This window comes from Oceanisphaera psychrotolerans (assembly GCF_001870485.1).
GTDB lineage: Bacteria > Pseudomonadota > Gammaproteobacteria > Enterobacterales > Aeromonadaceae > Oceanimonas > Oceanimonas psychrotolerans.
Window position 1 is genome coordinate 1 of sequence record NZ_MDKE01000055.1, and the last position, 18,724, is coordinate 18,724.

Below are 18,724 nucleotides of genomic sequence, written 5' to 3' on the forward strand. Positions count from 1 at the left end.
CAACTACCTGCGAGTGCCCACACAGTTTGCTTGATATATTGTTAAAGAGCGTTGACCTTGTTTCAGGTCAGGGATGCGTATTCTACGCATTCCGTTTTGTTCGTCAAGCGTTGAAGCAAACTTTGTTTCGTTCGTTTCGAACCCTTGTGACCGTTGGCGTGTTGCCCCGTGTCAGTGGATGCGCATTATAGGGACCGCCCGATTTTGCGCAAGGGCTTTTTTGTAAAAAACAGGGCTTTGGTGACTGATTGCCTATACCCCAAGCAAAAACACAGCTTAGTCACAGAGTTACCCACAGATAACGAGAATATGGAGGCCATGAGATGTGAATTGGCCAGGCAGACCAAGGATCTATCATATTCATCCCGATCGATAAACAAGCGTTCTGGTGATAGCAGCTAAAGGTAGAAGGTAGAAGGTAGAAGGTAGAAGGTAGAAGGTAGAAGGTAGAAGGTAGAAGGTAGAAGGTAGAAGGTAGAAGGTAGAAGGTAGAAGGTAGAAGGTAGAAGGAAATTAAAACAATCGTGCGGGAGCAGATAAAGAAAAAGCCGGGCGAGCCCGGCTTTTTTGATACTTATTCTTCAGAAGCTACGGCTTCTCCGGCGTCGATATCGCGACCTACCAGCTCAATATAAGCCATAGGTGCGTTATCACCGGCGCGGAAACCACACTTCAGGATGCGGGTGTAACCACCCGGGCGCTCCTGGTAGCGAGGTCCCAGCTCGTTGAACAGCTTGCCGACCACTTCGCTGTCGCGGGTGCGGGCAAATGCCAGGCGACGGTTAGCAACGCTGTCGCTCTTGGCGAGTGTGATCAGAGGTTCAACCACACGACGCAGCTCTTTTGCCTTGGGCAGAGTCGTCTTGATAACTTCATGACGAACCAAGGAGCTGGCCATGTTACGGAACATTGCCTGACGGTGGCTGCTGTTCCGGTTAAGTTGACGACCACTCTTACGATGGCGCATGACCTAATCCTTCCTAACTAAATCTGTAAAACCCGTGATCCGGTTTATTCATCAGCGATGCTGGCAGGCGGCCAGTTCTCCAGGCGCATGCCCAGAGACAAACCACGAGACGCCAACACGTCTTTAATCTCGGTAAGAGATTTTTTACCCAGGTTGGGAGTCTTCAGCAGCTCCACCTCGGTACGCTGTACCAGATCACCAATGTAATGGATCGCTTCAGCCTTCAGACAGTTCGCCGAACGAACTGTCAATTCCAGATCGTCGACAGGACGCAGCAGGATAGGATCGAACTCAGGCTTGTCTTCTTTCTCTTCCGGTTCGCTCACGTCACGCAGATCCACGAAGGCTTCCAGCTGTTCGGCCATGATAGTGGCCGCACGACGGATAGCTTCTTCCGGATCCAGAGTGCCGTTGGTTTCCATGTCGATAACCAGCTTATCCAGATCGGTACGCTGTTCAACACGGGCCGCCTCAACATTGTAGGCGATACGAACCACGGGGCTGTAAGCCGCGTCCAGCAACAGGCGACCAATAGGACGCTCGTCGTCTTCGGTATGAGCACGGGCAGCGGCAGGAATATAACCACGGCCGCGCTGCACTTTCAGACGCATGCTGATTTCGGCTTCATCCCCAGTCAAATGACAGATGATGTGCTCTGGGTTAACGATCTCAACGTCATCACCATGGGTGATGTCGCCTGCAGTTACGGGACCTGCACCAGTTTTGGTCAGCGACAGGGTAACTTCGTCCTTGCCTTCCAGCTTGACAGCAATCTCTTTCAGATTCAGCAAGATCTCCAGGATATCTTCCTGAACACCTTCCTTGCTGCTGTATTCATGCAATACACCGTCTAACTCGACTTCGGTGATGGCACAACCCGGCATGGAAGAAAGCAGAATACGACGCAGCGCATTACCCAATGTATGACCAAAGCCACGCTCCAGTGGCTCGAGAGTCACCTTGGCGTGAGTCGGGCTGATCTGTTCGATATCAACCAGACGCGGCTTAAGAAAATCTGTTACAGAACCCTGCATTGTGTCCTCTCTTTGAAGCTAGCTTTACTTAGAGTAAAGCTCGACGATCAGCTGTTCGTTAATCTCGGCAGACAGGTCGCTACGCTCAGGCAGACGCTTGTAAACGCCTTGCATGTTGGTAGCGTCAACTTCTACCCAAGTCGGCTTTTCACGTTGACCGGAAACTTCCAGAGAAGCTTTGATCCGGGCTTGTTTCTTAGCCTTCTCACGAACGCTGACAACGTCTTCGGGAGAAACTTGGAAGGAAGGAATGTTAACAACCTTACCGTTCACCAGGATAGCCTTGTGGCTAACCAGCTGACGAGACTCGGCGCGAGTGGCACCGAAACCCATGCGGTAAACAACGTTGTCCAGACGACCTTCCAGCAGCTGCAACAGGTTCTCACCAGTATTGCCTTTCAGGCGGGCAGCTTCTTTGTAGTAGTTGCGGAATTGCTTTTCCAGTACGCCGTAGATACGACGAACTTTCTGCTTTTCACGCAGCTGTACACCGTAGTCGGACAGACGGCCTTTACGGGCGCCATGTTGACCGGGTGCGGTATCAATTTTACACTTTGAATCGATCGCGCGAACACCTGACTTCAGGAAGAGGTCAGTGCCCTCGCGACGGCTCAGTTTGAGCTTGGGACCCAGATATCTTGCCATGTTCTTTCTCCAACTATCCTACAAGAAGTGTTATACGCGACGCTTCTTCGGAGGACGACAACCGTTGTGCGGGATGGGAGTCACATCGGTGATGTTGGTGATGCGGAAACCCGCAGCATTCAACGCACGAATAGATGACTCACGGCCCGGACCCGGACCTTTTACCATTACTTCCAGGTTTTTCACGCCGTATTCTTTGGCAATCTCACCGGCACGCTCTGCAGCTACCTGAGCAGCGAACGGGGTGGACTTACGTGAACCACGGAAACCTGAACCACCAGCGGTTGCCCAAGAAAGAGCATTACCCTGACGATCAGTAATAGTAACGATGGTGTTGTTGAAAGATGCATGAACGTGGGCAATGCCGTCGCTCACCTGCTTTTTAACGCGCTTACGCGCACTACGAGCCGGAGTTTTAGCCATGATCTACCTTCCCGTTATTTCTTGATCGGTTTACGAGGACCTTTACGCGTACGCGCATTGGTCTTGGTGCGCTGACCACGAAGGGGTAGGCTGCGACGATGGCGCAGACCTCGGTAACAACCCAGGTCCATCAGACGCTTGATGTTCATGGAGATCTCGCGGCGCAGGTCACCTTCTACGGTGAATTTCGCCACTTGCTCACGCAGGAGTTCTACCTGAGCTTCATCCAATTCTTTAATTTTCACATCCTCAGCGATACCGGCTGCAGCACAAATGGCTTTAGAGCGGGTACGGCCGACGCCATAAATCTCAGTTAATGCGATAACTGCATGTTTATGGTCAGGAATGTTAATGCCAGCGATACGGGCCACTATGCACTCCTACAAATTAACAAATAATAAGCCATTACAAAGCCCGTCTAGGATACGTAATGACTACACAGACACCCAACAAAGGTGGCTGGCTACTTTAGCCAGCTCGCCTTTAATTTTCAAGTCAAACCGTAACTTTTTTAGCCTTGGCGCTGTTTATGCTTAGGCTCGGTGCAAAGTACACGCACCACACCGTGGCGCTTGACAATTTTGCAGTTACGGCAGATTGCCTTAACGGAAGCACGAACTTTCATTGCTTAACTCCGTAAATAACCGAACCTTAACGGTTGTAGCCCTTCAGGTTCGCTTTTCTCAGGACATCGCCATACTGGTGAGACATCATGTGGGTTTGCACCTGAGCCATGAAGTCCATGATGACGACCACAATAATCAACAGCGAGGTACCACCAAAGTAGAACTGGACGTTCCAGGCTGTCATCAAAAACTGTGGAACCAAACAGATAAAGGTAATATACAGGGCACCGACCAGAGTCAGGCGAGTCATTACTTTATCGATATAGCGCGCTGTTTGCTCACCCGGACGTATACCCGGAATGAAAGCACCACTCTTCTTCAGGTTATCTGCCGTCTCACGCGGGTTGAACACCAGCGCGGTATAGAAGAAACAGAAGAAGATAATGGCAGCGGCATACAGCATCACGTACAGCGGCTGGCCGGGCTGCAGAGTCAGTGACAACTCCTGCAGTATATTGGCAAACCACCCCTCTCCCTGACCGAACCAAGAGGCAACGGTACCCGGGAACAGGATAATGCTGGATGCAAAAATTGCCGGAATAACCCCCGCCATGTTCACTTTCAAGGGCAGGTGTGTACTCTGTGCTGCGAATACCTGGCGGCCCTGTTGACGCTTGGCGTAGTTCACCACAATGCGGCGCTGGCCACGTTCAACAAATACCACGAAATACGTTACCGCAAACACAATCACAGCCAGCAGCAACAGCAACAATATGTGCAATTCCCCCTGACGCGCCTGCTCTGCCGTGGCACCAATGGCCGATGGCAGACCGGCAACAATACCCGTAAAGATAATCAACGAGATACCATTGCCAATGCCTCGTTCGGTAACCTGTTCACCCAACCACATCAAAAACATGGTGCCGGTGACCAGGCTCACCACTGCTGTGAAATAGAAACCAAGACCCGCGTTAATCACGAGCCCTGGCATCATATTCGGCAAGCCGGTGGCGATACCGATGGCCTGGATGGTGCCGAGAACCAGGGTACCATACCGGGTATACTGACTGATCTTTCGACGGCCAGATTCACCTTCCTTCTTGAGCTCAGCCAAGGCGGGGTGAACCACAGTCAGCAACTGGATGATAATGGACGCAGAAATATACGGCATTATCCCCAGCGCCAGTATGGACGCTCGTTCCAGAGCACCACCACTGAACATGTTGAACATTTCAATGATGGTACCCTGTTGTTGCTGGAACAAGTCGGCAAGTACGGCGGCGTCAATTCCAGGAATAGGCACATAGGAGCCGGCGCGAAATACAACGATCGCGATAAGAACGAAAAGCAAACGACTCTTCAGTTCACCCAGCCCACCCTGTGCGCTTTTAGCATCTAATCCTGGTTTCTTGGCCATAGTACTTATTATTCCTCGATTTTACCGCCGGCAGCTTCGATGGCCGCGCGTGCACCTTTGGTGACGCCCAGACCAACCACAGTCACTTGACGGTCAATAGTGCCAGACAGAACCACTTTGGCAAACTGGATATTCTTGGTAACCAAGCCAGCCTGCTTCAGGGTGTTCAGATCCACCACATCGCCTTCAACTTTAGCCAGTTCGCTCAGACGAACTTCGGTAGTTACACGACCTTTGCGGGAAGTGAAACCGAACTTCGGCAGACGCTGTTTCAGCGGCATCTGACCGCCTTCGAAACCGTTACGAACTTTACCGCCGGAACGGGACTTCTGACCTTTGTGGCCGCGGCCACCGGTTTTACCCAGGCCGGAACCGATACCACGACCAACGCGCTTGGCGCTAGGCTTGGAGCCGGCGGCCGGAGACAGAGTATTCAAACGCATGCGATTACTCCTCAACCTTAACCATGTAGTAAACCTGGTTGATCATACCGCGTACACAAGCTGTATCTTCCAGCTCAACGGTGTGACCAATGCGACGCAGACCCAGGCCACGCAGCGTTGCCTTATGCTTAGGCAAACGGCCGATGGAGCTGCGAGTCTGTGTTACTTTTACAGTCTTGTTAGCCATTGGCGCATTACCCCAGTATTTCGTCAACGCGCAGACCACGCTTGGCAGCGACTTGCTCAGGCGACTTCATATGAGCCAGAGCGTCGATGGTAGCGCGAACTACGTTGTTCGGGTTGGTGGAACCGTAAGTCTTGGCCAGTACGTTATGTACACCGGCAACTTCCAGTACGGCGCGCATTGCACCACCGGCAATGATACCGGTACCGTCAGAAGCAGGCTTCATAAATACGTTTGAACCAGAGTGACGACCTTTTACCGGATGGAACAAGGTGCCATTGTTCAGGCCAACTGTACGCATGTTACGACGAGCCTGTTCCATTGCCTTTTGAATGGCAGCAGGAACTTCACGGGCTTTACCGTAACCGAAACCAATACGACCGTTACCGTCACCTACTACAGTCAGTGCTGTGAAGGAGAAGATACGACCACCTTTTACGACTTTTGATACACGGTTAACTGCAATGAGCTTTTCTTGCAGTTCACCGGCTTGAGCTTCGATTTTTGCCATTTTCGACTCCACCCTTAGAACTGAAGACCAGCTTCACGTGCAGCAGTAGCCAGTGCGGCTATGCGACCGTGATATTGGAAACCGGAACGGTCAAAAGCGACGATAGTCACGCCTTTTTCAAGCGCGCGCTCAGCGATGGCTTTACCGACTGCCGTAGCGGCATCAATGTTACCGGTGTACTTCACCTGTTCGCGTACTGATTTTTCCACGGTAGACGCGGAAGCCAGAACGGCTGAACTGTTCGGTGCAATAACCTGTGCATAGATGTGGCGCGGAGTACGGTGAACCACCAGGCGAGTCGCACCCAGTTCCAGCATCTTTTTACGTGCTTTGGTAGCACGGCGGATACGAGCTGCTTTTTTGTCCATAGTGTTACCTTACTTCTTCTTAGCCTCTTTACTGCGGACCTGCTCGCCGAAATAGCGAACACCTTTGCCTTTGTAAGGCTCGGGTTTACGGTACGCACGAATATTGGCAGCGACCTGACCGATCTGCTGTTTGTCGGCAGACTTGAGAACAATCTCAGTCTGGCTCGGACATTCAGCTGATACGCCTTCAGGAAGCGCATGCTCAACCGGGTGAGAGAAACCCAGAGACAGTGCAATAGCATTGCCTTTAATCTGGGCACGATAGCCAACACCAACCAGCTGCAGCTTGCGTTCGAAGCCTTGGGTAACACCGATAACCATGTTGTTGACCAGAGAACGGGCAGTGCCGGACTGGGCATTTGCGTTTGCTACGTTTTCACGCGGGGCAAACGTCAGCACGTTATCATTCTGGCTGATTTCAACAGCAGCATTGATGGTACGGTTCAAAGTACCTTTGCTACCCTTGACGGTGATTTCCTGACCGTTCAACGTCACTTCTACGCCGGCAGGAATTTCGATAGGTGCCTTAGCAATGCGAGACATATCTACTCCTTAAGCAACGTAGCAGATGATCTCACCGCCCATACCCGCTTTACGCGCAGCACGGTCGGTCATCACACCTTTGGACGTGGAAACGATAGCTACACCCATACCTGCCATAACTTTCGGCAGTTCGTCGCGCTTCTTATAGATGCGCAGACCAGGGCGGCTGACGCGCTGGATCAATTCAACCACAGCTTCGCCTTGGAAGTACTTCAGGGTCACTTCCAGTTCGGCCTTGGTTTCACCAACGACGTTAAAGTCAGCAATATAACCTTCTTCTTTCAGTACTTTGGCAATAGCCACTTTGACTTTGGATGAAGGCATGGTGACAGCAACTTTGTTGGCTGCCTGACCGTTGCGGATGCGGGTCAGCATATCCGCGATCGGATCTTGCATGCTCATTGTGTATTACTCCCGTGTTCGCTTACCAAGAAGCCTTCTTCAGGCCTGGAATTTCACCCTTCATCATCAGTTCGCGCACCTTGATGCGGCTCAAACCGAACTTCCGCAGGAAACCGTGCGGACGACCGGTGATGTTGCAGCGGTTACGCTGACGAGAGGGACTTGCGTCACGGGGCAATTGCTGCAGTTTCAGCACTGCATCCCAACGTGCTTCCTCGGAAGTATTCACGTTAGAGATGATTTCTTTCAGTGCTTGACGCTTAGCTGAAAATTTATCAGCCAGCTTTGCGCGCTTGACTTCGCGAGCTTTCATTGATTGTTTTGCCATAACCCTACACCTTACTTACGGAATGGGAAGTCAAAGGCAGCCAGCAGAGCACGACCTTCTTCGTCAGACTGGGCAGTGGTGGTAATGGTAATATCCATACCGCGCACACGATCTACCTTGTCATAATCGATTTCAGGGAAGATGATCTGCTCTTTCACGCCCATAGAATAGTTACCACGACCATCGAACGACTTGGCGTTCAGGCCACGGAAGTCACGGATCCGGGGGATAGAGATGCAAATCAAGCGCTCCAGGAACTCCCACATACGCTCGCCGCGCAGAGTTACTTTACAACCAATGGGGTAGCCTTCACGGATTTTGAAGCCAGCAACGGATTTACGAGCTTTGGTGACCAATGGCTTTTGACCGGAAATGGCGGCCATATCGGCAGCAGCATTGTCCAGGATCTTTTTATCAGCCAGAGCTTCACCCACACCCATGTTCAGGGTGATTTTCTCAATCCGAGGGACTTGCATGATAGACTTATACCCGAACTGACTTGACAGTTCTTTTACTACAGTTTCATTGTAGTAATCATGCAGTTTCGCCATCGTATAAACTCCAATTACTTCACAAGTTCGCCGGTAGATTTGAAGAAACGGACTTTTTTGCCGTCTTCAATCCGGAAACCAACGCGGTCAGCTTTGCCAGAGGCAGAGTTGAACAGCGCTACGTTAGACACGTCGAGGGGGGCTTCCTGCTCAATAATACCGCCAGCCTGACCCAGTTGGGGCACGGGCTTCTGGTGTTTCTTGTTCAGGTTGATACCTGCGACGATTACTTTACCTTCGCTGACCAGGACTTTGGTGACGGTGCCACGCTTGCCCTTGTCTTTGCCGGTAAGAATGATGACTTCGTCATCGCGACGGATTTTAGCTGCCATCGTTTGACTCCTTACAGTACTTCAGGTGCCAGTGAAACAATCTTCATGAACTTCTCATTGCGAAGTTCACGAGTCACCGGACCGAAAATACGAGTACCGATAGGCTGTTGATTGTTGTTCAAAATCACGGCCGCATTGCGGTCGAAACGGATGACAGAGCCGTCCGGACGACGAACGCCTTTCCGAGTGCGTACGACCACCGCGTTCATTACATCACCTTTCTTAACCTTACCGCGCGGAATTGCTTCCTTGACGGTAACTTTGATGATGTCGCCGATTCCGGCGTAGCGGCGGTGCGAACCACCCAGGACCTTAATACACATTACGCTACGCGCACCGGAATTGTCGGCCACGTCCAGCATACTTTGCATTTGGATCATGTTAGTGCTCCGCTAAAGTGACTACTTTAAAACCCTTTCGGGATATTGGCTGCCTTTGAAGGCGCGGCATTATAGCACTGCCAAATCTGAAAAGGTAGGATAAAAAACAAACGGCCCTGTTCAGGGCCGTTTGACCAGGTAAGTATATCAGAGAACGTTAGGCTTTAACCGGACGCTCGATGATTTTTACCAGAGTCCAGGACTTGGTCTTGGACAGCGGACGACATTCGCGAATGGTCACGACGTCACCGGTATTACACTCATTGTTCTCGTCATGCACGTGCAGCTTGGTGGTACGCTTCATGTACTTCCCGTAGATCGGGTGCTTCACGAAACGGCTGATAGCTACGGTGATAGACTTGTCCATCTTGTCGCTAACTACACTGCCCTGCAGAGTACGAACGGTAGAATCGCTCATCTTACGCACCTGCCTTTTGGTTCAAAACAGTCTTAACACGCGCGATGTCGCGACGTACATTTTTGATGTTGTGAGTCTGAGCCAGTTGACCGGTGCTGGCCTGGATGCGCATATTGAATTGCTCGCGCAGCAGACCCAGCAGTTCCTGGTTCAGTTCTTCAACACTCTTTTCACGCAGATCTTGTGCTTTCATCACATCACCGTCCGAGTTACGAAAGTGGTCCTAACCGGCAGCTTGGCAGCCGCCAGTGCAAAGGCTTCGCGAGCCAGAGCCTCAGGTACACCGTCCATCTCATACAGGACACGACCCGGCTGAATCTGGGCAACCCAGTATTCCACGTTACCTTTACCTTTACCCATACGAACTTCGAGGGGCTTTTCGGTAATCGGCTTGTCCGGGAAAATACGGATCCAGATTTTACCTTGACGCTTAACGTGACGAGTCATGGCACGACGTGCTGCTTCGATCTGGCGAGCAGTAATACGTCCACGAGTAATCGCCTTCAGACCAAAGGTACCGAAAGAAATCAGGTTACCAGAGGTCGCCACACCGCGGTTGCGGCCTTTGTGGACTTTACGGAATTTCGTACGTTTTGGTTGCAACATGTCCGAGTCTCCTTACTTACCGCGGCCTTTGCGCTTGGGCTTGGACGGGGCTTGAGGCTCCTGGGCAACGGCTTGCAGGCCGCCCAGAACTTCACCCTTGAATATCCAAACCTTTACGCCGATGATGCCGTAAGTGGTAGATGCTTCAGAAGTTGCATAGTCGATATCGGCACGCAGGGTGTGCAGAGGCACACGACCTTCACGGTACCATTCGGTACGCGCGATTTCAGCGCCGCCCAGACGACCGCTCACTTCCACCTTGATGCCTTTGGCGCCGATGCGCATGGCGTTCTGTACCGCGCGCTTCATGGCACGACGGAACATCACGCGACGCTCCAGCTGGGAGGCGATAGAATCGGCAACCAGCTGACCATCCAGCTCAGGCTTACGCACTTCGGAAATGTTGATCTGTGCAGGAACGCCAGCCAGTTTGGCTACGTGCTTGCGCAGTTTTTCCACGTCTTCGCCTTTCTTACCGATAACCACGCCGGGACGAGCGGTGTGAATAGTCACACGGATGCTCTTGGCCGGACGCTCGATCACGATACGAGAAAGAGAAGCGTTTTTCAGTTCCTCTTTGAGGTACTGACGCACTTGAAAATCGCTGTGCAGGTTGTCAGCGAAGTCCTTGGTATTCGCAAACCAGGTCGAGTTAAAAGGCTTGGTGATACCTAAGCGAATACCATTCGGGTGTACTTTCTGGCCCATTGCTTATCTCCTAGCCTCTTAGCGGTCGGACACAACCACAGTAATGTGGCTGGTACGCTTCATGATACGGTCCGCGCGGCCCTTGGCACGAGGACGAATACGCTTCATGGTCGGACCTTCGTCAACGAAGATCTTGGCCACGGTCAGCTCATCGATATCCGCGCCTTCATTGTGCTCGGCATTGGCAATGGCAGATTCAAGTACTTTCTTAACCAGAACGGCAGCCTTTTTCGGGCTGAAAGCCAGGACATTCAGTGCCTTGTCTACGGTCAGACCACGGACTTGATCGGCTACCAGGCGCGCCTTCTGGGCAGAAGTACGAGCAAAGCGGTGTTTAGCTATAGCTTCCATCTTTTACCCCTTAACGCTTCTTGGCCTTCTTATCAGCGGCATGGCCGCGATAAGTACGAGTCTGTGCAAATTCGCCTAGCTTATGACCGATCATTTCCTCAGAAACGAAGACAGGTACGTGCTGACGACCATTATGGACAGCGATGGTCAAACCGATCATGTTCGGAATGATCATTGAACGACGGGACCAAGTCTTAATTGGTTTCTTTTCCCCGCTTTCCACCGCTTTCTCTACCTTCTTCAGCAAGTGCAGGTCGATAAACGGACCTTTCTTGAGAGAACGTGGCATGGTGATACCTCTAAAAAACTATTACTTGTTACGGTGACGTACCACGAACTGGTCGGTACGCTTATTTTTACGGGTCTTGGCACCCTTGGTCGGTTTGCCCCAAGGAGTAACCGGGTGACGGCCACCAGAGGTACGACCTTCACCACCACCGTGCGGGTGGTCTACCGGGTTCATCGCCACACCGCGAACGGTAGGACGAACACCACGCCAGCGCTGTGCACCGGCTTTACCCAGCTGACGCAGCATGTGCTCGGAGTTACCAACTTCACCCAGGGTCGCACGACACTCGGCCAGTACTTTACGTACTTCACCGGAACGCAGACGCAGAGTCACGTAGGTACCTTCACGCGCCAGGATCTGAGCGGAAGTACCGGCGGAGCGAGCGATCTGCGCGCCTTTGCCAGGCTTCATCTCGATGGCGTGCACGGTGCTACCCACAGGGATGTTGCGCATCGGCAGACAGTTACCTGCCTTGATCGGAGCAGCATCACCGGACAGCAGCTGGTCGCCAGCATGAACACCTTTCGGTGCCAGGATGTAACGACGCTCACCGTCTGCATACAGCACCAGAGCGATGTTAGCGGAGCGGTTAGGATCATATTCCAGACGCTCTACCTTGGCCGGGATACCGTCTTTGTTGCGCTTGAAGTCAACAATACGGTAGTGCTGCTTGTGACCACCGCCGATGTGGCGAGTGGTAATGCGGCCACCATTGTTACGACCACCTGACTTGGATTTTTTCTCCAGCAGGGCGGCGAACGGCTTGCCTTTGTACAGTTCCGGGTTGCTGACCTTGACTACATGACGGCGACCCGGAGAAGTAGGCTTACATTTTACGATTGCCATTTTGAATTACTCCTCTCTTACTCGGCACCGCCGATGAAGTCGATGTCCTGACCTTCTTTCAGGGTCACGTAGGCTTTTTTCCAATCGGAACGTTGGCCCATGCGGTTACCGGTGCGCTTGGTTTTACCCTTCACCAGCAACGTGCGAACATCTTTAACTTCAACTTCGAACAGCTTCTCGACCGCAGCTTTAACTTCAGCTTTGGTAGCATCCTTGGCAACCTTGAACACGATAGTGTTGGTTTTTTCGGCAACCATGGTGCTTTTTTCAGAGATATGCGGCGCCTTCAGAACTTTCAGAATACGCTCTTCACGGATCATGCCAGCATCTCCTCGATTTGCTTAACTGCGTCGGCAGTTACCAATACCTTGTCGAACGCGATCAAAGAAACCGGGTCGATACCAGCCACGTCACGCACGTCTACCTTGTACAGGTTACGGGCGGCGAGGAACAGGTTCTCGTCCACTTCGGCAGTCACGATCAGAACATCAGTCAGATCCCACTGCTTCAGCTTGGCCAGCAGTTCTTTCGTCTTCGGCGCTTCAACACCGAATTTCTCAACCACGATCAGACGCTCTTGACGTACCAGCTCAGAGAGGATGCTCTTGATGGCACCACGGTACATCTTCTTGTTGACCTTCTGGCTGTGATCTTGCGGCTTAGCTGCAAAAGTCACACCACCAGAACGCCAAATCGGAGAGCGGATGGTACCGGCACGGGCCCGGCCGGTGCCCTTTTGGCGCCACGGCTTCTTGCCGCCGCCAGACACTTCGGAACGGGTCTTCTGAGCACGAGTACCTTGACGAGCACCAGCTGCATAGGCCACAACAACCTGATGCACCAGCGCTTCGTTGAACTCACGCCCGAAGGTAGTTTCGGAAACTTCAAGAGCGCCTTGCGCGTCTTTCATTACCAATTCCATTACTATCTCCTCAGACGTTACGCTTTAACGGCAGGTTTAACGATGACGTTGCCGTTAGTCGCACCCGGGACTGCACCTTTAATGAGCAGCAGGTTGCGATCAACATCAACGCGGACCACTTCCAGGTTCTGCGTGGTTACACGCTCAGCACCCATGTGACCGGCCATTTTCTTGCCTTTGAACACGCGACCCGGAGACTGGTTCTGACCAATAGAACCCGGTGCGCGGTGAGACAAGGAGTTACCATGAGTCATGTCCTGGGTACGGAAGTTCCAACGCTTAACAGCGCCAGCGAAACCCTTACCTTTAGAAGTACCGGTAACGTCTACTTTCTTGACATCAGCGAAGATGTCTACTTTCAGCTCGGAACCGACTTCGATACCTTCGCCTTCACCTGAACCCAGGCGGAATTCCCACAGACCGCGGCCCGCTTCCACGCCAGCTTTAGCGAACAGACCCGCTTCCGGCTTGGTGATACGGTTCGCTTTCTTGATGCCAGTGGTCACCTGAACAGCTTGATAGCCATCCTGTTCCAGTGTTTTCACCTGGGTAACACGGTTGGCATCTACTTCGATAACGGTGACCGGGATGGACACGCCGTCTTCGGTGAAGACACGGGTCATACCCAGCTTACGACCTACTAGACCGATTGCCATTGATAAAACCTCTTTCCGTTATTAGCCCAGGCTGATCTGGACATCTACGCCAGCAGCCAGATCCAGTCGCATCAGAGCATCAACTGTTTTATCAGTCGGCTCAACGATGTCTACCAGACGCTTGTGAGTGCGAATTTCATACTGGTCACGTGCATCTTTGTTCACGTGTGGAGATACCAGTACGGTATAGCGCTCTTTGCGAGTAGGCAGCGGGATTGGACCGCGAACCTGGGCGCCAGTGCGCTTGGCAGTTTCTACGATCTCCGCAGTAGACTGATCGATCAGACGGTGATCGAACGCCTTCAGGCGGATACGAATTCTTTGGTTCTGCATTACCAGAGCTCCAATTGGGTAAAGAACATAAAATCTACACCGCCTGCTCTTTTGGATAAAAGAGGGGGTGTGATTTAACAACGGTGCCCACCATATCGGGGGCCTGTAATAGTCAGGAGCTACCTGACAGGAGCCTGTTGGCTCGCTTGGCAAGATACCAAGCGAGCTGAATTATACGGATTTGGCCGACACATGCAAGCCGGCCGTGTTATTTTTAAGCAACTTTGTTTTATGCAACCGGGGCTTTAAGCAGCCGGGCTTTAATTTCAGGCGTCCGGCTCCTGGCGTCAGGCAACCTTGGTCTTGCCGATCAGGCCGGCCTTGCCCTTCAGTATCACTTCCAGCGCTACCTCGTCACAGGCATGCTGACGCGGGCACAGATCGCAGTCTTTCATCACCTTCTCGGGCAACAGTGACTTGCTGGTGGCACCGAAGCCCAGCTTCATGAAGAACTCGGGCACCCGGGTCAGCACGATGACCCGTTCGATGGCCATGTCCTCGGCTTTCTTGAGGATTTTCTCTACCAGCGCCTTGCCCTGCCCCTGGCCCTGAAAGCCCGGCTCCACGCCGAGAGAGCGAATTTCCGCCAGCCCGGTGTCATAGACGTACAAGGACGCACAGCCGCTGATCTGGCCCTGGGTTTCGGTCACCGCAAACTCGCCCACCGCCTGGATCAACTCCTTGCGAGTACGAGGCAGGTTCTCGCCGATATTGGCCCAGTAGTTCACCATGCGTTCGATGGCGTCCAGATCGGTCAGCCGGGCGCTGCGCACGTGAATGCCGGAGGTATCACGCTGGGTGAGCCGACGCTCGGCGCTGGTCAGGGCAAACTCCACCTGATCCGGTGCCACCCCGCCCAGGGCGCAACGGCTGGCCAGGCTGGACTCCAGCGACAGCTTGCCGTAGACATCGTCTTCGATCAGCGGACTGAACTGCTTGAAGTCTTCCATCGGCAATTCTTCCATCGGCAGCTTCTGGCTGATGGCATGCACCACGATGGCACCGACAATATGGTGCGCCTCGCGGAACGGAATGCCCTTGGACACCAGGTAGTCGGCCATTTCGGTGGCGTTGGAATACCCCCCCTGGGCCGCTTCACGGGTCTTGTCTTCATTGAGCTTGATGTCGTGCAGCACCATCTCGGCCATTTCCAGACAGTCGTACCAGGTGTCGAGTGCGTCGAACAGCCCTTCCTTGTCTTCCTGCATGTCCTTGTTGTAGGCCAGCGGCAGTGCCTTCAGGGTCATCATCATGCCCGCATAGGAACCGAACACGCGGCCGCATTTGCCACGGATCAGTTCCAGTGCATCGGGGTTCTTCTTTTGCGGCATCAGTGACGAGCCGGAAGTGACCCGATCGGACAGCTCGATGAAGCCCGATTCGCCGGAGTTGTAGAAAATCAGATCTTCGGCGAAACGAGACAGGTGCATCATCGAGTTGGCGGCGCAGTTCATCAGCTCCAGCACATGGTCACGATCCGACACCGAGTCCAGGCTGTTGCGGGTCGGAGACGAGAAACCCAGCGAATGGGCCAGTTCATGACGGTCGATGGGAAAGCCGGTGCCGGCCAGGGCGCCGGAACCCAGCGGGCAGGTGTCCATGCGCTTGTGTGCGTCCTGCAGCCGGGTAAAGTCCCGCTCCAGCATTTCGACGTACGCCAGGCACCAGTGCGCAAAGGTCACCGGTTGGGCCCGCTGCAGATGGGTATAACCCGGCAGCACGGTCGCCTGCTGTTCACGGGCCACACTCACCAGTTTCTGCTGCATGGCATCCAGCTTGGCCAGCAGCGGCGGCACCTGCTGCTTGCACCACAGCTTGAGATCGGTCGCCACCTGATCGTTACGGCTGCGGCCGGTATGCAACTTCTTGCCCAGATCGCCGACGGCAGAAATGAGATGGCCCTCAACCCAGGAGTGAATATCTTCCGCATCGGACTGGAGGATCTGGCTGGGATCTTCCATGACCTTGAGTTTAAGGTCGTTGAGTGCCAGTTCGATCTTCTGCTGCTCTTGTGCGGTCAGCACCCCGCCCTTGGCCAGAGCCCGGGACCAGGCAATGGAGCCGACGATATCCTGCTCCGCCAGGCGATAATCGAAACGCAAAGAATCATTGAACTGCTTGAACTTGGCATCTGCCGCCTGACTGAAACGTCCACCCCAAAGTGCCATAACCTTTTACTCCTCGACGACATTACTGAATATTATTGTTAACCGCGCTGGGCAGTTATTGCTCGCATTATACTGAAAACAAAGCGCTAAGCGGTAAGCCTGTCTCTTATTTACCAACAGGCTCACCGCTTACCGCCTTCACCAACAACACAGGGGGCTCTTAGCCCCCTGTGGTCACGATGTCACCTTTCGGTAAATCTTACTTCTTCTGGCTGTTCAGTGCTTGATGCGGCTGGCCAGCGAGTACAGACGGATGAAGCCTTCGGCGTGGCTCTGGTCGTACACTTCGTCTTCACCGAAGGTCGCAAACTCTTCCGAGTACAGGCTGTTGGGCGAGGACTTCTGAATGGCGGTCACCTGCCCCTTGTACATCTTCAGCACCACTTCACCGGACACGTCCTCGGCGATGGCTTCGGCAGAGGCCAGCAGCGCCTTGCACAGCGGGGTGAACCAGCGGCCGTCGTAAACCAGGTGGGAGAACTCGGCACCCACCTTCTCGCGCCAGGCGCGGGTCGGCTTGTCCAGCACCAGCTCTTCGATGGCACGCAGGGCGGCCATCATTACGGTGCCGCCGGGGGTTTCGTAGCAGCCACGAGACTTCATGCCCACCAGGCGGTTCTCGACGATGTCGACCCGGCCAACGCCGTGCTTGGCGGCACGTTCGTTCAGGGTGATCAGCACCTGATAAGGGCTCATGGCCTGGCCATCGATGGCCACGATATGGCCTTTCTCAACGGTCAGTGACAGGGTCTCGGCCTTGTCAGGCGCCTGCTCGGGAGACACGGTCCAGGTCCAGGCCTGTTCGGACGGCTCGTTCCAGGTGCTTTCCAGCTCGCCACCTTCGGTGGAGATGTGCCAGGCGTTGGCATCGCGGGAATAAATCTTGGTGGCGCTGGCGGTGGTCTTGATGTTGCGCTCGGCCAGGTAGTCGAGCAGATCTTCACGGCTGCGCATGTCCCAGATCCGCCAGGGGGCGATGATCGCCAGCTGCGGGGCCAGTGACGCCACGGCGCCTTCGAAACGCACCTGGTCGTTACCCTTGCCGGTACAACCATGAGAGATGGCATCGGCGCCTTCGGCCACGGCGGCTTCGACCATCGCCTTGGCGATGACCGGACGGGCCATGGAGGTACCCAGCAGATAGGTGCCTTCGTAGATGGCACCGGTGGTCAGGGTCGGATAGACGTAATCGTTGACGAATTCGTCTTTCAGATCGGCCACGATGCACTTGGAGGCGCCGGAGGCGATGGCTTTTTCTTCTACGCCTTCCAGATCTTCCTCGCCCTGGCCCACATCGGCCACGAACGCGATAACTTCACAACCGGCGTAGTTCTCTTTCAACCACGGAATGATGGCAGAAGTGTCCAGGCCGCCAGAGTAGGCCAGCAGAATTTTTTTGAATTGGCTCATTAATGCATATCCCTGTTAATCAATGTCAGCAGCACGGCATTCTGGACGTGCATGCGATTTTCGGCTTGGTCGAGGATAAAGGAGGCAGGGCCGTCCATCACCTCGGAAGTTATTTCCCACTCCCTGTGGGCAGGCTGGCAATGCAGCACCTGTTTGGCTCCGGTTTTATCGAGCATGGCCTGATTGATCTGATACGGCATGAAGATTTCCTTCACCTGTTCCAGCGGCGTTTCGTCGCCCATGGACACCCAGGTATCCGTATAGAGCACATCAATCCCTTCCACCTCATCGAGGTTGTCGGTTACCCGCACCCTGGCGCCGCTCACGGCGGCGAGCGCCTCGGCTTCCTTAAGGATTTGCGCATCCACATTATGGCCTCGCGGACACACAGCGGTCACGGTCGAGCCCAGAATGGCACCGGCCAGTAACAGCGAGTTGGTCACGTTGTTACCATCACCCACGTAAACCAGGTGCACCTTGCTCAGATCGTCATGATGCTCGGCAATGGTCATGAAGTCCGCCAGCGCCTGGCATGGATGATACAGGTTACAGAGTGAGTTGATCACCGGTACTTTCGCATATTTTGTCATTTCGACCAGGGTCTGATGATCATAAACCCGGGCCACGATGGCGTCACACCAGCGCGACAGGTTGGCGGCAAAGTCCTGGACCGTTTCCCGGTTGCCCATGGCGCCGTTCTGGCTGTCCAGATAGACCGCATGGCCGCCGAGCCGGTTGATACCGATATCGAAGGTCACCCGGGTGCGCAGCGAGGGCTTCTCGAACAGGGTCACCACGCTCTTGCCCTTGAGGGCATCGGCGTATCTGGCCGGGTTGGCCTTGAGCTCTTTGGCCAGATTCAGGATCTGTTCGATCTGCTCTTTACTGTAATCTTTCAGGCTCAGTAAATGCTGCATAACGCC

At 53.7% G+C, this 18,724-nt stretch carries 31 protein-coding genes; all 31 read right to left on the bottom strand.

Annotated elements, in window-relative coordinates; translation table 11 throughout:
* Positions 1-574: 574 nt before the first annotated feature.
* Positions 575-967, bottom strand: coding sequence for a 50S ribosomal protein L17 (rplQ, locus tag BFR47_RS14355; RefSeq protein WP_071473708.1), 393 nt, complete (start codon positions 965-967; stop codon positions 575-577).
* A 44-nt stretch (positions 968-1,011) separates the two neighbouring features.
* Entirely contained in the window at positions 1,012-2,001 is a 990-nt protein-coding gene (locus BFR47_RS14360) for a DNA-directed RNA polymerase subunit alpha (RefSeq protein ID WP_071473709.1), read from the bottom strand.
* A gap of 24 nt (positions 2,002-2,025) precedes the next feature.
* Positions 2,026-2,646 (bottom strand): 30S ribosomal protein S4, encoded by a 621-nt coding sequence (rpsD, locus tag BFR47_RS14365; protein ID WP_071473710.1) that lies wholly within the window; start codon positions 2,644-2,646, stop codon positions 2,026-2,028.
* Positions 2,647-2,676: 30 nt separating this feature from the next.
* Positions 2,677-3,069, bottom strand: coding sequence for a 30S ribosomal protein S11 (rpsK, locus tag BFR47_RS14370; RefSeq protein ID WP_014290661.1), 393 nt, complete (start codon positions 3,067-3,069; stop codon positions 2,677-2,679).
* Positions 3,070-3,083: 14 nt separating this feature from the next.
* Positions 3,084-3,440: a 30S ribosomal protein S13 gene (gene rpsM / locus BFR47_RS14375; protein WP_071473711.1), complete on the bottom strand. Its 357-nt coding sequence runs from the start codon at positions 3,438-3,440 to the stop codon at positions 3,084-3,086.
* A 140-nt stretch (positions 3,441-3,580) separates the two neighbouring features.
* Positions 3,581-3,694 (bottom strand): 50S ribosomal protein L36, encoded by a 114-nt coding sequence (gene rpmJ, locus BFR47_RS17620; protein ID WP_083399166.1) that lies wholly within the window; start codon positions 3,692-3,694, stop codon positions 3,581-3,583.
* Between the two features lie 26 nt (positions 3,695-3,720).
* The gene (gene secY / locus BFR47_RS14380) at positions 3,721-5,052 is read right to left on the bottom strand and encodes a preprotein translocase subunit SecY (protein ID WP_071473712.1); all 1,332 of its coding nucleotides are present in this window, start codon (positions 5,050-5,052) and stop codon (positions 3,721-3,723) included.
* 8 nt (positions 5,053-5,060) lie between these two features.
* Positions 5,061-5,495, bottom strand: coding sequence for a 50S ribosomal protein L15 (gene rplO / locus BFR47_RS14385; protein ID WP_071473713.1), 435 nt, complete (start codon positions 5,493-5,495; stop codon positions 5,061-5,063).
* Positions 5,496-5,499: 4 nt separating this feature from the next.
* Positions 5,500-5,682: a 50S ribosomal protein L30 gene (gene rpmD / locus BFR47_RS17625; RefSeq protein ID WP_014290666.1), complete on the bottom strand. Its 183-nt coding sequence runs from the start codon at positions 5,680-5,682 to the stop codon at positions 5,500-5,502.
* A gap of 7 nt (positions 5,683-5,689) precedes the next feature.
* The gene (rpsE, locus tag BFR47_RS14390; protein ID WP_071473714.1) at positions 5,690-6,190 is read right to left on the bottom strand and encodes a 30S ribosomal protein S5; all 501 of its coding nucleotides are present in this window, start codon (positions 6,188-6,190) and stop codon (positions 5,690-5,692) included.
* Positions 6,191-6,204: 14 nt separating this feature from the next.
* On the bottom strand, positions 6,205-6,558 hold the full coding sequence (gene rplR / locus BFR47_RS14395; protein WP_071473715.1) for a 50S ribosomal protein L18: 354 nt from the start codon (positions 6,556-6,558) through the stop codon (positions 6,205-6,207).
* A gap of 9 nt (positions 6,559-6,567) precedes the next feature.
* On the bottom strand, positions 6,568-7,101 hold the full coding sequence (rplF, locus tag BFR47_RS14400) for a 50S ribosomal protein L6 (protein WP_071473716.1): 534 nt from the start codon (positions 7,099-7,101) through the stop codon (positions 6,568-6,570).
* 9 nt (positions 7,102-7,110) lie between these two features.
* The gene (rpsH, locus tag BFR47_RS14405; RefSeq protein WP_071473717.1) at positions 7,111-7,503 is read right to left on the bottom strand and encodes a 30S ribosomal protein S8; all 393 of its coding nucleotides are present in this window, start codon (positions 7,501-7,503) and stop codon (positions 7,111-7,113) included.
* Between the two features lie 22 nt (positions 7,504-7,525).
* Entirely contained in the window at positions 7,526-7,831 is a 306-nt protein-coding gene (gene rpsN, locus BFR47_RS14410; RefSeq protein ID WP_071473718.1) for a 30S ribosomal protein S14, read from the bottom strand.
* Positions 7,832-7,842: 11 nt separating this feature from the next.
* Positions 7,843-8,382 (bottom strand): 50S ribosomal protein L5, encoded by a 540-nt coding sequence (gene rplE, locus BFR47_RS14415; protein WP_071473719.1) that lies wholly within the window; start codon positions 8,380-8,382, stop codon positions 7,843-7,845.
* A 14-nt stretch (positions 8,383-8,396) separates the two neighbouring features.
* A complete protein-coding gene (gene rplX / locus BFR47_RS14420; RefSeq protein WP_071473720.1) occupies positions 8,397-8,714 on the bottom strand; it encodes a 50S ribosomal protein L24 in 318 nt (105 codons plus the stop codon).
* An 11-nt stretch (positions 8,715-8,725) separates the two neighbouring features.
* The gene (gene rplN, locus BFR47_RS14425; RefSeq protein ID WP_071473721.1) at positions 8,726-9,094 is read right to left on the bottom strand and encodes a 50S ribosomal protein L14; all 369 of its coding nucleotides are present in this window, start codon (positions 9,092-9,094) and stop codon (positions 8,726-8,728) included.
* 157 nt (positions 9,095-9,251) lie between these two features.
* Positions 9,252-9,512 carry a 30S ribosomal protein S17 gene (rpsQ, locus tag BFR47_RS14430; protein ID WP_071473722.1) on the bottom strand — a complete coding sequence of 87 codons (261 nt, stop codon included), beginning with the start codon at positions 9,510-9,512 and terminating at the stop codon, positions 9,252-9,254.
* Position 9,513: 1 nt separating this feature from the next.
* Complete coding sequence (gene rpmC, locus BFR47_RS14435; RefSeq protein WP_071473723.1) at positions 9,514-9,705, bottom strand: 50S ribosomal protein L29; 192 nt, start codon at positions 9,703-9,705, stop codon at positions 9,514-9,516.
* Positions 9,705-10,118, bottom strand: coding sequence for a 50S ribosomal protein L16 (gene rplP / locus BFR47_RS14440; protein WP_071473724.1), 414 nt, complete (start codon positions 10,116-10,118; stop codon positions 9,705-9,707). The genes rpmC and rplP overlap by 1 nt, the downstream gene beginning before the upstream one ends.
* Before the next feature lie 12 nt (positions 10,119-10,130).
* Positions 10,131-10,826: a 30S ribosomal protein S3 gene (gene rpsC / locus BFR47_RS14445; RefSeq protein ID WP_071473725.1), complete on the bottom strand. Its 696-nt coding sequence runs from the start codon at positions 10,824-10,826 to the stop codon at positions 10,131-10,133.
* Positions 10,827-10,844: 18 nt separating this feature from the next.
* Entirely contained in the window at positions 10,845-11,177 is a 333-nt protein-coding gene (gene rplV / locus BFR47_RS14450; protein ID WP_071473726.1) for a 50S ribosomal protein L22, read from the bottom strand.
* Between the two features lie 10 nt (positions 11,178-11,187).
* Positions 11,188-11,466, bottom strand: a complete 279-nt coding sequence (gene rpsS, locus BFR47_RS14455) for a 30S ribosomal protein S19 (protein ID WP_071473727.1) — start codon at positions 11,464-11,466, stop codon at positions 11,188-11,190.
* 21 nt (positions 11,467-11,487) lie between these two features.
* Entirely contained in the window at positions 11,488-12,312 is an 825-nt protein-coding gene (gene rplB, locus BFR47_RS14460) for a 50S ribosomal protein L2 (RefSeq protein WP_071473728.1), read from the bottom strand.
* Between the two features lie 17 nt (positions 12,313-12,329).
* Positions 12,330-12,632: a 50S ribosomal protein L23 gene (gene rplW, locus BFR47_RS14465; protein ID WP_071473729.1), complete on the bottom strand. Its 303-nt coding sequence runs from the start codon at positions 12,630-12,632 to the stop codon at positions 12,330-12,332.
* Positions 12,629-13,234 carry a 50S ribosomal protein L4 gene (gene rplD, locus BFR47_RS14470; protein ID WP_071473730.1) on the bottom strand — a complete coding sequence of 202 codons (606 nt, stop codon included), beginning with the start codon at positions 13,232-13,234 and terminating at the stop codon, positions 12,629-12,631. The genes rplW and rplD overlap by 4 nt, the downstream gene beginning before the upstream one ends.
* 17 nt (positions 13,235-13,251) lie before the next feature.
* Positions 13,252-13,890 (bottom strand): 50S ribosomal protein L3, encoded by a 639-nt coding sequence (gene rplC / locus BFR47_RS14475; protein ID WP_071473731.1) that lies wholly within the window; start codon positions 13,888-13,890, stop codon positions 13,252-13,254.
* Between the two features lie 21 nt (positions 13,891-13,911).
* Positions 13,912-14,223: a 30S ribosomal protein S10 gene (gene rpsJ, locus BFR47_RS14480; protein ID WP_014290685.1), complete on the bottom strand. Its 312-nt coding sequence runs from the start codon at positions 14,221-14,223 to the stop codon at positions 13,912-13,914.
* Positions 14,224-14,510: 287 nt separating this feature from the next.
* Positions 14,511-16,391 (bottom strand): argininosuccinate lyase, encoded by a 1,881-nt coding sequence (gene argH, locus BFR47_RS14485; RefSeq protein WP_071473732.1) that lies wholly within the window; start codon positions 16,389-16,391, stop codon positions 14,511-14,513.
* A gap of 216 nt (positions 16,392-16,607) precedes the next feature.
* A complete protein-coding gene (locus tag BFR47_RS14490; protein ID WP_071473733.1) occupies positions 16,608-17,801 on the bottom strand; it encodes an argininosuccinate synthase in 1,194 nt (397 codons plus the stop codon).
* Positions 17,801-18,718, bottom strand: a complete 918-nt coding sequence (locus BFR47_RS14495) for an ornithine carbamoyltransferase (protein ID WP_071473734.1) — start codon at positions 18,716-18,718, stop codon at positions 17,801-17,803. Before BFR47_RS14495 ends, BFR47_RS14490 begins: the two co-directional genes overlap by 1 nt.
* Between the last annotated feature and the right edge of the window lie 6 nt (positions 18,719-18,724).